At 69.3% G+C, this 13,132-nt stretch carries 11 protein-coding genes; 4 read left to right on the top strand and 7 right to left on the bottom strand.

Going from position 1 to position 13,132, the window contains the following annotated elements:
- Nucleotides 1–46: 46 nt before the first annotated feature.
- The 5 genes from ABTY62_RS02415 to ABTY62_RS02395 form a co-directional block, all read right to left on the bottom strand.
- Complete coding sequence (locus ABTY62_RS02415; protein ID WP_352127474.1) at nucleotides 47–673, bottom strand: hypothetical protein; 627 nt, start codon at nucleotides 671–673, stop codon at nucleotides 47–49.
- A gap of 130 nt (nucleotides 674–803) precedes the next feature.
- Complete coding sequence (locus ABTY62_RS02410; RefSeq protein ID WP_352127473.1) at nucleotides 804–1,940, bottom strand: mandelate racemase/muconate lactonizing enzyme family protein; 1,137 nt, start codon at nucleotides 1,938–1,940, stop codon at nucleotides 804–806.
- Nucleotides 1,937–2,881: a dihydrodipicolinate synthase family protein gene (locus tag ABTY62_RS02405; protein WP_352127472.1), complete on the bottom strand. Its 945-nt coding sequence runs from the start codon at nucleotides 2,879–2,881 to the stop codon at nucleotides 1,937–1,939. Before ABTY62_RS02405 ends, ABTY62_RS02410 begins: the two co-directional genes overlap by 4 nt.
- Complete coding sequence (locus tag ABTY62_RS02400) at nucleotides 2,878–4,242, bottom strand: MFS transporter (RefSeq protein WP_352127471.1); 1,365 nt, start codon at nucleotides 4,240–4,242, stop codon at nucleotides 2,878–2,880. Before ABTY62_RS02400 ends, ABTY62_RS02405 begins: the two co-directional genes overlap by 4 nt.
- A 410-nt stretch (nucleotides 4,243–4,652) precedes the next feature.
- On the bottom strand, nucleotides 4,653–6,011 hold the full coding sequence (locus tag ABTY62_RS02395) for an alpha-L-fucosidase (protein WP_352127470.1): 1,359 nt from the start codon (nucleotides 6,009–6,011) through the stop codon (nucleotides 4,653–4,655).
- Nucleotides 6,012–6,163: 152 nt separating this feature from the next.
- Between ABTY62_RS02395 and ABTY62_RS02390 the strand changes: the two genes are divergently transcribed.
- From ABTY62_RS02390 to ABTY62_RS02375, 4 genes are all read left to right on the top strand, one after another.
- Nucleotides 6,164–7,444, top strand: a complete 1,281-nt coding sequence (locus ABTY62_RS02390) for an ABC transporter substrate-binding protein (protein ID WP_352127469.1) — start codon at nucleotides 6,164–6,166, stop codon at nucleotides 7,442–7,444.
- Between the two features lie 86 nt (nucleotides 7,445–7,530).
- A complete protein-coding gene (locus ABTY62_RS02385) occupies nucleotides 7,531–8,520 on the top strand; it encodes a carbohydrate ABC transporter permease (protein ID WP_311722232.1) in 990 nt (329 codons plus the stop codon).
- 2 nt (nucleotides 8,521–8,522) lie between these two features.
- Complete coding sequence (locus ABTY62_RS02380) at nucleotides 8,523–9,386, top strand: carbohydrate ABC transporter permease (RefSeq protein ID WP_352127468.1); 864 nt, start codon at nucleotides 8,523–8,525, stop codon at nucleotides 9,384–9,386.
- Nucleotides 9,383–10,000 carry a hypothetical protein gene (locus tag ABTY62_RS02375; protein ID WP_352127467.1) on the top strand — a complete coding sequence of 206 codons (618 nt, stop codon included), beginning with the start codon at nucleotides 9,383–9,385 and terminating at the stop codon, nucleotides 9,998–10,000. Before ABTY62_RS02380 ends, ABTY62_RS02375 begins: the two co-directional genes overlap by 4 nt.
- On the opposite strand, the gene ABTY62_RS02370 is transcribed toward ABTY62_RS02375, so the two are convergent.
- The gene (locus ABTY62_RS02370; protein ID WP_352127466.1) at nucleotides 9,957–11,876 is read right to left on the bottom strand and encodes a polysaccharide lyase family protein; all 1,920 of its coding nucleotides are present in this window, start codon (nucleotides 11,874–11,876) and stop codon (nucleotides 9,957–9,959) included. The two genes, ABTY62_RS02375 and ABTY62_RS02370, sit on opposite strands and share 44 nt — an antisense overlap.
- A gap of 138 nt (nucleotides 11,877–12,014) precedes the next feature.
- A partial coding sequence (locus ABTY62_RS02365) for an alpha/beta hydrolase (RefSeq protein ID WP_352127465.1) occupies nucleotides 12,015–13,132 on the bottom strand: 1,118 nt, incomplete at its 5' end.

The raw sequence follows: 13,132 nt of genomic DNA, 5'->3' as shown, positions 1-13,132 counted from the left end.
GCGGAAGACCGGCGTCCGGCTCCGGCGGCGCTCCCGGCTCAGGCCCTCAGCCGCTGGTCCCCTCGGTCATTCCGGCCGGGTCCTGGGGCGCGCCGTCGCCGGTGTTCGGCAGATCGCCGCGCTCGGTGCCACCCTGCCCGCCGCCGTCGCCCGCACCCTCCGGCAGGACCTCGGCCAGCTCCCCGTCGTCGGCCTGATGGACGCTTTTCGCGGCCTCGCGGAGGGTGTCGCGGGAGACGCTCTCCCGGTCGGCGCTCAGCCGGATGACCCGTCCGCCGTCCTCGCGCGCATACTCATGGGCGGACTTCGAAGCGCGGTACCAGCTCTCGCCGTCCCGCTCACACGTCCGCTTCTCGCCCCCGGCCTGGTCGGGGCCGGACTTCCCGCAGTCGACGGGGGCGTTCCCGGCCTCGTCCACCCGTAGTTCGATCATCCCGCCGCCGGGCTTGGTGTAGGAGCCCCCGAAGCCGTGGTCGCCGATCACGCCCACGGACTGCGACGCGAGCGTGTAGCCGGGTACGTCGGTCACGTACACCATCTCCAGCTCGGTGCCCAACGCCCGGGCCCGAGTCTCCAGTTCGGAGCGGTCCACCGACCCCTCCCCGCACGCCGACAGCGTCACCGCCAGCGGCAGCAGGAGCAGCGGCAGGGATCTTCGTGAACGCATCGTCATGTGCCCATCATGCCGCCTCGCGCGAACGAATACCGAGCCGTTGCCGTGCGCGGGCCACAACGCCCGCGCACGGCAACGGCTTCCTTCTGCGGTGCCCTTCACCACCCGGGCCGGGCCGCCGTCCTCTTCCTCACATCCACGCCGTCGAGCCGTCCGGGCGCACCGGTACTCTCCGCTTCCAGGTGACCCAGTCGTCGGTCCTGAGCGCGTCCTCGTCGATCTCGATGCCCCATCCGGGGCGGTCCGGGCGCAGTTCGAGGTGTCCGTCGACGGGGAGGTAGGGGTCGGGGCACCAGGACACGGTGTCCGGCTTGTACTCGAGGATGGCGAAGTTGGTCGTCGCGGCCGCGAAGTGCACATTCGCCGCGGTGGCGAGCGGACCGAGCGGGTTGTGCGGTGCGATCGGGACGTAGTGCGCGTCGGCGATGGCGGCGATCTTCATCATGTGGGTGAGGCCGCCGACGACGCAGATGTCGGGTTGCGCGATGTCGGCTCCGCCCGCGCCGAGCAGCGCCAGGAACTCATGGGGCGAATAGAGGCACTCCCCCGTCGCCAGCGGGACCGCCATCTCGGAGCGGATCCTGGCCCAGGCGGGGATGTGCTCGGGGCGGATGGGCTCCTCGAGGAAGAGCGGCTGGTGGGGGGCGAGCGCGGCCCCGAGCTCGACGGCCTGCCGCGGCTCCCACAGACACGCGTGGGCGTCGAACGCGAACTCCCACTCCGCGGGGTGGCTCTCGCGCACCTCGCCGAAGTACTCGCCCAGCTCGCGGACGACCAGCCCGAACCGGGTGCGGTGCAGCTCCTTCCGGTAGGGGCTCAGTTTGAACGCCGTGAAACCGAAGCGGTCGTGCAACGCCGCGGTGGTGTCGCGCAGTTCGCCGACGTCCGGCGCGGAGTAGAGCCCGGCGTAGACCCGTACCCGGTCGCGTACGGCGCCGCCGAGCAGCTGGTACACCGGCGCGCCGAGGGCCTTGGCCGCGATGTCCCACAGCGCGTGGTCGATGGCGGCGATGGCGGCCAGCCCCAGCGCGCCCTGGGGGAAGCGGCCGGACTGGAGGAGGAACTGGTTGACGCGGCCCGGGGACCGCGCGTCCATGCCCTTGATCTGCTCGAAGAGGTAGTCGAGCAGCGGTGGATAGGCCAGGTCGGGGCCGTGGTTGTAGACCTCCGACCAGCCGTGGATCCCGTCCTCGGTGCCGATCTTCACCAGCACCCTGGGCCGGTCGCCCACCCGCTGCCGGAAGGTCTCCAGTGACTCGATCCTCATGCCGCACGCTCCCCCGCCGCCTCGGGCACCGCGGAGCGCCAGTGCGCCATGGACTCGGTGACCTCGCGGGCGAGCTCCTCGGCCAGCGGGTGGCTGGGCGCACGGACATCGCGCCGGCACAGCCCGAGCTGGTGCATGGCCTCCTTCACCACGGACACGTTGTTGGCCGAGGCGTCGCGGGCGCGCAGCTCCTCGAAGTGGCGGATCCGCCGCCAGACCCGTGCCGCGGCGACGTAGTCACCTCGCCGGAGCGCCTCCAGCATCTCCAGGGACACGGCCGGAGCGAGGTTGACCAGGCCGGAGGTGAAGGCCCGGGCCCCGGCCTGCCAGTAGGCGGGAGCGTAGGACTCCGCCAGGCCCGCGATCCACAACAGCCCGTCCTTCGCCTGCGCCTTGGTGGTGGCGAACACCACCGGATCGGGAACGGAGTACTTCAGCCCCACGACGTTCGGCGCCCGTTCCGCCAGGCGCGTGATGTGGGCGCCGGTGACCGCGCGCTTGGTGAGGTAGGGCAGCACCCCGATGTCGGGTACGGCCGCCGCGACCGTGGCGTTGTACTCGACCCAGCCGTCCGCCGACAGATACGGCAGGACGGGTTGGTGGATCATGACCGCGTCCGCGCCCGAGTCCCGGGCGAAGCGCGCGTCGGCGACGGCCGTCTCGAGGTCGAGCCCGACCCCGGCGATGACGGTCGTGGCACTCTCGCGCGCCGACAACACGTACGTCAGCACATGGCGGCGCTCGTCCGGGGAGAGCGCGTAGAACTCGCCCGTGTTGCCATTGGGCGTCAGCACGGTGACTCCGTTGCGGATCAGCCGGGCCGTCAGCGCGACGGTCAGGTCGCGGTCGACCGCGCCTTCCTCGTCGTAGGGGACGACGGGGATCCCGATGACCGTGCTCAGCCGCTCGACCAGGCGAGCCGGGTCCCAAGAGGCATTCACGAGGTGCTCCTTCCATGGTGTCCGGCGGACGCCGCGAGGGCGTCCCCCTCCGGCGCGACGGGCTTGATGCTCACCCAGAACAAATAGATCGCGGCGCTGACCAGGCAGCACACGGCCGCGCCGACCAGCGGGCCCACATACGAGCCGTTGCTGGTGGCCAGGAACAGCCCGATGGCGATGGGGCTGAGCAGATTGCCCACCTGGGAGCCGAAGTTCTGGAAGCCGGCCACCGCACCGACGCGCTCCGACGAGCGCGCCACCTCGGCCGGCAGGCTCAGGATCGCCGCGCCGGCGAACGAGTGCGCCGAGCTGCTGATGGTGAGCACCACCATCAGCAGCAGATTGCTGTCGATGAACGGGGCGAAGCCGATGCAGGCGCTCAGGCCGAGCCCGGTGACGATGGGCACCTTGCGGGCCCGGTTCGGCGAGTGTCCGGACGCCAGCATCCGGTCGGACACGATGCCTCCGAGCACGGTGGAGCCGATCGCGATGAGCGACGGGATCCAGCCCACCATGCCGAAGTCCGCCTTGGAGAACCCGCGGTCGTCGAGCAGATAGCTGGGGTACCAGGTGAGGAAGAACGCCCCGGCGAGCGAGCGGAACACATAGCCGGTGGTCAGCGCCCACACCTGCGAGTCGCTCAGCAGCTCCCGCCACGGCACCTCGGCGCCGCCCGAGGCCGCGGCGTCCTTCGGGCCCCGATCGGACCGGATGTGCGCCAGTTCGGCCTCGGAAACCCGCGGGTGCTCCTCGGGATCGCGGTAGACGGCCAGCCAGCCCACCAGCCACAGCAGCCCGACGAGACCGATGACGGCGAAGGACAGCCGCCAGCCGCCGAACAGGGCCAGCGCCGTCACCACCGGGATCGACAGCGTCGTGCCGATCTGCTGGCCCATGTCGAACAGGCTCGACGCGAAGGCCCGCTCCTTGCGCGGAAACCACCGCGAGACGACCTTGATGTTCGCCGGCTGCACCGGCGCCTCACCGATGCCGAGGCCGAGCCGGAACACGATGACCGATCCGACGCCCCGCGCGAAGAACATCAGCGCGGTCCAGATCGACCACCAGCCGACCGCGATGGGGTAGATGACCCTCGGCCCGAAGCGGTCGAGCAGCCAGCCGGAGGGAATCTGGAACAGCGCGTACGTCCAGAAGAACGCCGACAGCATCACGCCCTGCACCGCAGAGCTGATGTGGAACTCCTTCGACATGTACGGCATGGCCACGCTCAGCGCGGCACGGTCGAGATAGGCGATCGTCAGGCCGAGCGCCGAGAAACCGACGATCGTCCACCGCATTCTGCTGCGCTGCCGGGCCGGTGATCTCCCGGTCTTGGACGTGGACAGGCTGGAAAGGGGCACCATCGCTCCCGAAGTTGGATAGGCTCCCCGAAGAGGGAGCATCGGAACTCTCTGACGCGGCCCGGGATCTTGGCGGTGAACGGGCCGCGTTTCTCATTCGTCAGTGCGTCCGCGGCTGTTTTCTGATCAGTCCGCGTGGCTGCCCAACGAGGCGCCTGGCTTATGCCGCTAACGGATACCCGGGCTCGGGAAGCGACCGGGCGGCCACGGCCGTGGCGCGCGCCGACGCATGAGGCGACCCCCATGAGCACACAACGGTCACTGTCCCCCCAATCCCGGCATAACGCGTCTCGTATATGACGTACGATGCATGACGCGATGAAGGTAGGAGGGGCGCAAGAGATTCGTCAACGCTTCTGACAAAACCCGGTCTTGGCGAGCCGCTCGACGTGGCCGGCCCGCCCGCCGGATCAGCGTGCGTCGCGCAGGCGCAGCTCAACGACCGCGGGGCCCACAGCCGTCGGCTCGGGCAGGCGCACCTCGAGACGTCCGGCACCCGCCGCCACCTCGACCGGCGTCCCGTCGGACAGGCGGGCCGAGGGGAGGTCGAAGGCGTCGGCGTCGGCGCTGATCGCCACCGTTCCACGCGCGTCGATCACCGCGTGCGCGAGATGTCCGGAGCGGGTCCAGCGCACCCACGGATCATCGCCGGGGCGCGCCAGATCCTGCCCCAGGGGGGTGGCGCCGAAGACCGCCGGAGCGCCCGTGGCCATCCAGTCGGCCAGGTACTCCAGGGTCCTTCGCTGAAGCTCCGGGACGCGCCCCGCGGCGTCCGGGCCGACGTTGATCAGCAGGTTGCCGCCGCGGGAGACGGTGTCGAGCAGATGGCGGATCAGCCCGGGGCCGTCGAGGCTGACGGTGGCGTCCTCGGCCTGGTTGTAGCCGAAGGACAGGCCGATGCCCCGGGTGTTCTCCCACACTCCGGCGCTCTCGTTCTCCGTCCCGCTCTGGTACTCACTCGTGCGGAAGTCCCAGTGCGTCTCGCCCCACCGGTCGTTGACGACCCCTTCGGGGACCCGCTCGTAGTAGTGGGAGAACAGCCCGGCGAGCCCGTCGGGGCCGTCGTGCTTGCCCGCGTCCGGCCAGTCGATGTCGTTCCACAGCAGGTCCGGGCGGTAGCGGTCGACGAGATCCCGCACATGCCGGTAGGCGTAGGCGGCGTACGTGGCGTCGTTGGGCCGGTCCTCGAACACCGAGCGCTGGGTGTCATGCGGGGGAAAGTCGCTGACGTGCCAGTCGAGGCCCCCGGAGTAGTAGACGCCGAACCGCATACCGGCCTTTCTGGCCGCCCGCTCGAACTCGGCGACGAGATCGCGCCTGGGGCCGCGGCGCACGGTGTTTCGGGTGCCGGTACCGGGGGCGTCCCACAGCGCGATGCCGTCGTGATGCTTGGTCGTCGGGATGACATAGCGGGCGCCGGCCCGCCGGAAGAGCCCCACCATCTCCTCGGCGTCGAACGCCTGGGCCTGCCACATGTCGAGGAAGTCGTCGTAGGGCGCTCCCCCGTAGGTCTCACGGTGGTGGCGCTGGGCCGGACTGCCGTCGAGACGGATGGTGTTGCCGTACCACTCCGCGTAGGCGCAGTGCCGGAACCACGTCGGCTCGTCGACCTCGCCGAGCTGGCCGACCGGCTCCGCCCAGGCGGGGACGGAGTAGGCACCCCAGTGCACGAAGATCCCCAACTTGGCATCGGTGTACCAGGCGGGCACCTGCCGGACGAAGCGGTCCCAGGGCGCGATACGGGGCGGCGAGGACTGAAAATCTGTCACGTTTCTCGGTTCCATTCGGTTGGCACGATCCTTTTGAAAGGACTCAGAGCCCTGCAAAGGTTCGACGCACCATCTTGACAGAGGTCAGTCACGACAATAGCTTCTCCCCGCCAAGGTCCTTCAAAACGTTTCAATTCACTGAAGGAGCAACCATGCGGCTCGGAAGTATCCACTGGGGCAGACGGATGGCCGCCGCGGCGCTGGGGCTGGCCGTCGTCGCCACCACGGCCGGGTGTGGCGGTGGAACCGGTGGCGATGGCAAGGTCACACTGCACTTCACCTGGTGGGGAAACGCGGACCGGGCGGAGATCACCCAGAAAGTGATCGACCTGTTCGAGGCCGAAAACCCCAAAATCAAGATCGAGACCTCGTATTCCGAGTTCGACGCGTACTGGGAGAAGATGGCGACCCAGTTCGCCGGGGGTGGCGGCCCCGACATCCTGACGATGGATTACCGGTATATACGCGAGTACGCCGACCGTAATGTGCTCGCCGAGATCAACGGCGTGAACACCACGAAGATGAGCCCCAACCTGCTCAGCTCCGGCAGGATCGACGGCAGGACCTATGCGATCCCGGTGGGCCAGACCACCCAGGCGCTGCTGTACGACCCCAAGGTGTGGAAGTCGGCCGGCGAGCACGCCCCCAAGGACAGCTGGACCTGGTCCGACCTGGAGGCCGGCGCGGCCGAGGTGAGCGAGGCGAGCGGCGGCAAGGTGCGCGGGGTGACCAGCTTCGGGCAGATCGAGGACTGGTTCGAGGTGTGGCTGCGGCAGCAGGGGAAGACCCTCTACACCGACGACGGCAAGCTCGGCTACACCGCCGCCGACCTCGCCGCGTACTGGAAGCTGGCGGAGCGGCTCCGCACCTCGGGCGCCGCGACCCAGGCCGCCGAGACCACGAAGATGGACGGCTCACAGGCCAACTCGCCGCTGGTCAAGAAGACCTCCGCCGCCGAGTTCAACTACGACTCCGGCCTCACCGCCGCGTCCTGGGAGATCTACGGCCGGCCGCTCAAGCTGAGCACGTTTCCGTCGAGCGGCAGTGAACTGGGCCAATACGCCAAGCCGTCCATGCTGATGTCGATCACCAGGCGGTCGAAACACCCCAAGGAGGCCGCGAAGTTCGTCGACTTCCTGCTCAATGACACCAAGGCCGGGACCATCCAGTCCACCTCGCGCGGCATGCCCGCCAACTCGGATGTGCGCGCCGCCGTCGGCAGGAGCCTGACCGGCCCGCCCCGCCTGGCCTATGACTTCGAGACCGCGCTGCTGCCGAAGCTGACCACCGCCCCTCCCCCGCCGCCCAAGGGCGCGGGTGCCGTCAAGGCCGCCCTCCAGCGCGTCTACGACGACGTGATGTTCGAGCGCTCCACCCCGGAGAAGGCCGCCGGGGAGTTCATCAAAGAAGCCGAGCAAGCCATCAACCGGTGACACCACGGCTGCCGGGCCCGCCACCCGGGGCCGGCAGGCCCCATGGACACGCCAGGAGCACAAAGGAGCGCTAAGGAGTACTGCGGATGGCACAACAGGCCCTGAAGCGGGGGGCGGTGGCGGCCTCGGCCGCTCCGGGCCCCAGGGCGGCGAAGGCGCCGCCCGGCGGTGGCGGGCGGAGACACCGCTACGGCGAGCGGCCCGGCATCGCGTATCTCTTTCTCTCGCCCTGGGTGCTCGGCGCGCTGCTGCTCACCCTCGGCCCGATGCTCTACTCGCTCTATCTGTCGTTCACCGCATACGACCTGTTCACCTCGCCCCGCTGGATCGGCCTGGAGAACTACCGGCGGCTGTTCACCGATGACGACCGCTTTCTCACCTCGGTGTGGGTGACCCTGAAGTACGTCCTGATCGCCACCCCGCTCAAGCTCGGCGCCGCGCTCGGCGTCGCGCTGCTGCTCAACCGGACCAGCCGGGCCCAGGGGTTCTACCGCGCCGCCTTCTACGCCCCGTCGCTGCTGGGCGCGAGCGTCGCGGTGGCCCTCGTCTGGCGGGTGATCTTCGACAACGGCGGCCCGGTCGACAAGGCGGCCTCGGCCTTCGGGCTGCACGCGGGCGGCTGGACGACGGATCCGCAGTACGCCCTGCTGGCCATCGTGCTCCTCACGGTGTGGCAGTTCGGCGCGCCGATGGTCATCTTCCTGGCCGGTCTGAAGCAGATCCCCCGCAGTCTCTACGACGCGGCGGCGGTGGACGGGGCGGGGTGGTGGCGCTCCTTCCGGTCCATCACCGTGCCGATGCTGTCACCGGTGATCCTGTTCAACCTGGTGCTCGAGACCATCCACTCGTTCCAGGCCTTCACCTCGGCGTTCGTGGTCAGCGGCGGGCGCGGGGGGCCCAGCGACTCGACCCTGTTCTACACGCTCTATCTGTACCAGTCCGGGTTTGTGGAGTACCGCATGGGTTACGCCTCGGCCATGGCCTGGCTGCTGCTGATCGCGATCGCCGTCGTCACCGCGGTCCTCTTCCGCACCTCTCGGGCCTGGGTCTTCTACTCCGGCGGGGAGGAGAGGTGAGCATGACGACCGCCCGCGCGCCGCGGGCCGCCAGGATCTGGCGCCGAACACTCTGGCATCTGGTCTGCGCGGCGCTGCTGGCGCTGCTGCTGTATCCGGTGCTGTGGCTGATCTCGATGTCGTTCAAGCCGGCCGAGGAGATCGTCTCCAGCCTCGCCCTGCTGCCCAGGAAACTCGTCCTCGGCAACTACACCGAGGCGCTGAAGGGCTCGGGCGGGGTCAGCGTATGGACCTTCTTCGGCAACTCGCTCACCGTGGCGCTGCTGTGTGTGCTGGGAAACGTGATCTCCTGCGCGCTTGCCGCCTACGCCTTCGCCCGGATGCGGTTCCGGATGCGCGGGCCGCTGTTCGCCTTCATGATCGCGACGCTGATGCTGCCCGCACACGTGGTGCTCATCCCGCAGTACACCATCTTCAACCATTTGGGCCTGGTGAACACCTTCGTGCCGCTGGTGCTGCCGAAGTTCCTGGCCACCGACGCCTTCTTCGTGTTCCTCATGGTGCAGTTCATGCGCAATCTGCCGGACGAGCTCGGCCAGGCCGCGCGCATCGACGGCTGCGGCCCGATCCGCGCCTTCACCATGATCTTCCTGCCGCTGTCGAAGCCCGCCCTGGTCACCACGGCGATCTTCACCTTCATCTGGACCTGGAACGACTTCCTGTCCCAGCTGATCTACCTCAACGATCCGGACACGTACACGCTGCCGCTGGCCCTGCGTCTGTTCATCGACCAGACCAGCGAGAGTTCCTACGGCCCGATGTTCGCCATGTCGGTGCTCACCCTGCTCCCCATCGGCCTGTTCTTCCTGGCCTTTCAGCGACTTCTGGTGGAGGGCGTCAGCACCTCCGGATTGGGCGGCGCATGAGCGCATCGTCGACCCGGGCCACGGTGGACGGCCGGTTCGGGCTGTTCGCGGATGTGCTGCTGCTCGGGGTGTTCACCGCGGTGGCGTCGGTCGGCGTGATCACCGCGTTCCCCGCCTTCGCCGCGGCCTGCGCCCTGCTGCGGGAGCGGGTCGCGGGCGGGCCCGGGGTGGGCGTGCGCCCCTATCTGGTCTGCCTGGTCCAGGCGTTGCGCGCCGGACCGGCCGGCCTGCTGATCCCGCCCGCGGTCGCGGCGGTGCTGGCCGTGGACGCCCTGGCCATCGCGGCCGGGGCGCCCGGCCGTCCGGTGCTCGCCACGGCGCTGGCCGTCGCCCTGCTCGCCGCGGTGCTGCTCGGCCTGCGCGCCGCCGGCGGGTGGCGGCCCGGACTGCGCTGGGGCGCCGTACTGCGTGAAGCCGGGCGCCAGGTCGGCCGCCGTGACCTGGGCGGCGACGCGCTGCTGCTGGTCGCGGTCGGCACCGCGGCCGCGGTGGTGGCGCTGCTGCCGATCACGGCGCTGCTGCTCGCCGGGCCGCTGGCCGCCGCCACCGTAGCCGTCGACGCGAGGAGTGTCAGCGCAGTTCGAGCCGGATGGCGTCGTAGGCCGCCGTGTTGATCATCTCCGGCCCGGTGTCCTCGTTGATCGTCAGCGTGATCTCGTTCTCGCCGCGCCGCAGCGCCGCGGCGTCGAAGGAGAAGATCCGCCGGAAGTAGCCGCCGGAGCAACCGGATCGGTAGGTCGCACCGCGGGAATCGTCCGGTTCGAACGTCCAGACCGTCTTCTCTTCGTTTTTCTCGTCGTTGACCCGGATCGTCAGATTCGTGGGCCCGCTGGGCACACTGCGGGCGGTGTCCAGCGACCAGGCGGCCAGCGCCACCGTCAGCGTCGCGGTCCGCCCGGCGCGCGGCGCCTCGTCCAGGTCGAACAGGATCCGCCACGGCGCCTGCCGAACCCCGTCGATCTGCTGGAACTGTAGGTAGTTCCAGTCCCGCGCGGGCGAACTCCGGCCGACGCGATAGACCACGCCGTCCGGGAAGTCCTGCGGATAGAACGACCAGGTGCCCCACTGCTGATACTCCGGGCCGCGGCGGTACTCCACCGATGTGCGGTCGGGCGTGCCGATCTGGAACACGGTGTGCCCGTGGCGCAGCGGCGTCCAGCGCAGCGTACCCAGCCGGACCGTGCCGCCACTGGGCACCACCACGTCGTCGCGCACATACTCGCCCCAGACCCCGGGCTTGTACACGGTCAGCCGATAGGTGCCGGGGCGCACATCGCGCAGGGTGAACCCGCCGTCGGCATGGGTGTCGGTCCAGTACGCGTAGCCGAGGGCGGTGCGCTGCATGTCCACCCCGTTGTCCGACAGCACCGCCACCGCGCCGCGCAGCCGTGACTCGCCCTGCGCCGCCACCATGCCGTGCACGGTGGCGCGCTCGGTGGACGGTGTCCACCCGGGCAGCGCCACCCGGTCGTAGAACGCCGCGTGCGCCTTCTCGTCCGCGTACCGCAGTGCGTCGGCGCGCAGGGCGGCCGGGTCGTCGCCGGTGTTGAAGTGCACGTAGTACGGTCCGTACGTCTTCTGCCACTCCTGGCCCGCGGCCACCCGGACCGGCGGGAAGCCGTAGTGGGCGCCGTGCGGTTCGACCAGCAGCACCGGCCTGCTGTCGGTCTGGTGCAGGGTGAGGTCATGCCGGGTGGGTCCGCCGCTGAACGCGTCGCGGTGCGCCGTCACCGCCCAGATGCCGAACCCCTTGCCGTAGAGACCGTGCACGGCGTGGTCCTTGATGTAGGTGCCCCAGTCGTACTTGGTGTAGTAGCGCTTGGGGTACGCCGATCCGAGCCCCGCCAGGTCGTAGGTGGCGTCCATGACCACGGTGGCCGCCTTCAGCTCCTCCGGGGTCGGCATCCGGGCGGCGCTCTCGCGCCAGGCGACCCCGCCGATGCCGTCGTCCTCGACCGAGGCGTGGGTGAACAGCTCCTTGTCCAGGTAGAACACATAGCGGTGCTGCTCGGACGAGAAGCCGTGCAGCTCGGCGGTGTGGTGGAACGTGGTGGCCAAGTGGATGCCCGGCTCTCCGGCCCGGACGATGTGGTGCCGCTCCAGCCAGAACGGCCCCCCGCTGGTGGGGCTGTAGCGGAAGGCGATGTCGACGAAGTCCTCGCCCCGGCGGATCTCGTAGGTGTTCTGCGTGGGCGGCAGCGGAAGCGGGTCGCCCACACGGGCGTTGTTCATGTCGAAGTTGCCGCGGCCACCGCTGCCGAGCAGTTCCTGGCCGAGATACCTGAGCGAAGTGGCGCGGGCCGCGCTCACCTTGCTGACGGTGAGCTGGACCGGCCCGTTGTCGACGGTGATGTCGGTGTCGGTCTCGACCACGCCGAGCGCTTCGTCCGCCATGGCGACGCCGTCGGTGATCCCGTTCTCCGCGATCGGCAGTGCGGCGCCGATCGCTGCCGCCACGCCGAACTGGTGAAATCGCCTGCGATCGAGCATGAACACTCCTTCGTGTTCCCGTGGCATCGCAACAGGCCGGCCACAAACGATACGCATGAAACGTTTCAATAATTCGTTTCAACTTTAGGCGTGTTGGCTACACCATGTCAATATCCCCGATATCCCGTCGGCCGCCGATTACTTCAGCTGTACCTCGTCATAGCGTCCCACCACGACTCTCGCCTGGTTCTCCAGGCTCTCCGAACCGGCCAGCCAGTAGTTTCCGTGCCCCTTGGTGTCGGTGGTCATCTGCTTGGCGCCGAAGATCGGGTCGTTCGGGGTGATGTACTGCGTCAGACCCTCGTGGTGGCCATGGGTGGGCGCCCCCAGCCTGGGGACGGGGTCGTCCTGCGCCCGCTGGTTCCACACATGCCCCGGGGGCACGTCCAGGTCCTCGGCCCGCCCCACCTGTACGCCGGGACTGCCGCTGAACATCACGTCGGCCGCCTCCAGGGTTCCCTGGCGGGCGGCGGAGCCCACCAGCACGGACCCATAGCTGTGCGCCTGCACCGACAGATGGTCATCGGCCGACGGGGCATGGGACGTGTGCAGCCCCGCCAGGAAGTCGTTGAAATCCCCCGCCCCCCGGTCGGCGTATCTGTTCAGCGCGCCCTCCGGAAACAGGTTCTGCGGAGCGTCATAACCGTTCCAGGTGATCGTCGAGACCTTGGGTTCCCCGGGCATCGCACTGGCCGCCTGCCAGAGATTGGCGCCCGAGACCATGGGGGTGTAGAGCCCGCTGAGCCTGCTTTTGATGCCGCCGACCAGCACGGCGGTGTGATCGGCCGTGTCCGGATTGCCGTTCGCGATGATCGCGCGCCCGTTGTTCTCCGGGTCGAAACCCAGCAGATACGCCGGCGGCAGCCCGTCGCCGGTCGGTTTGTGATCGGCGGGCCTCTTGGCCGGAAAGGGATCGGCCTTTCCGGTGGAGTCGAAGCGCATCTGAATGCGCATCATTCCGTCGAGGGCCCCCTCCAGATGTTTCTTGCGGTTGTACCACTCGGTCCACTTGTCATTGGGGACCATGGAACGGCCGGCCAGGATCTGCCTCGGCTTCGGCTCGGGCGGCAGATTGTCCAGCTCGGTCTGGTACTTCGCCCGCTGCTCGTTGAACCAGACGCGGTTCGCCTCGTCGCGGTCCTCGACGGGAAGGCCGTCCAGCTTGCCCACGCTCGCCGGATACAGGGAGATGTACTCCGCCTGCTCCTCCTTGGACAGGCTCTTCCACCAGGCCGCGTTGTCCTTGGGCGACTTGT

It is taken from the genome of Streptomyces sp. NPDC097640 (assembly GCF_040302705.1).
In the GTDB taxonomy this organism is placed as follows: domain Bacteria; phylum Actinomycetota; class Actinomycetes; order Streptomycetales; family Streptomycetaceae; genus Streptomyces.
The sequence above is the reverse complement of the archived record's forward strand: the minus strand, read 5'-3'. Positions and strand labels throughout refer to the sequence as shown.

Bases quoted from the DNA above. Each gene is read 5' to 3' on its own strand.
- ABTY62_RS02415 (WP_352127474.1), bottom strand. From the start codon at position 673: ATGACGATGCGTTCACGAAGATCCCTGCCGCTGCTCCTGCTGCCGCTG.
- ABTY62_RS02410 (WP_352127473.1), bottom strand. From the start codon at position 1,940: ATGAGGATCGAGTCACTGGAGACCTTCCGGCAGCGGGTGGGCGACCGG.
- ABTY62_RS02390 (WP_352127469.1), top strand. From the start codon at position 6,164: ATGCGGCTCGGAAGTATCCACTGGGGCAGACGGATGGCCGCCGCGGCG.
- ABTY62_RS02385 (WP_311722232.1), top strand. From the start codon at position 7,531: ATGGCACAACAGGCCCTGAAGCGGGGGGCGGTGGCGGCCTCGGCCGCT.
- ABTY62_RS02380 (WP_352127468.1), top strand. From the start codon at position 8,523: ATGACGACCGCCCGCGCGCCGCGGGCCGCCAGGATCTGGCGCCGAACA.
- ABTY62_RS02375 (WP_352127467.1), top strand. From the start codon at position 9,383: ATGAGCGCATCGTCGACCCGGGCCACGGTGGACGGCCGGTTCGGGCTG.
- ABTY62_RS02370 (WP_352127466.1), bottom strand. From the start codon at position 11,876: ATGCTCGATCGCAGGCGATTTCACCAGTTCGGCGTGGCGGCAGCGATC.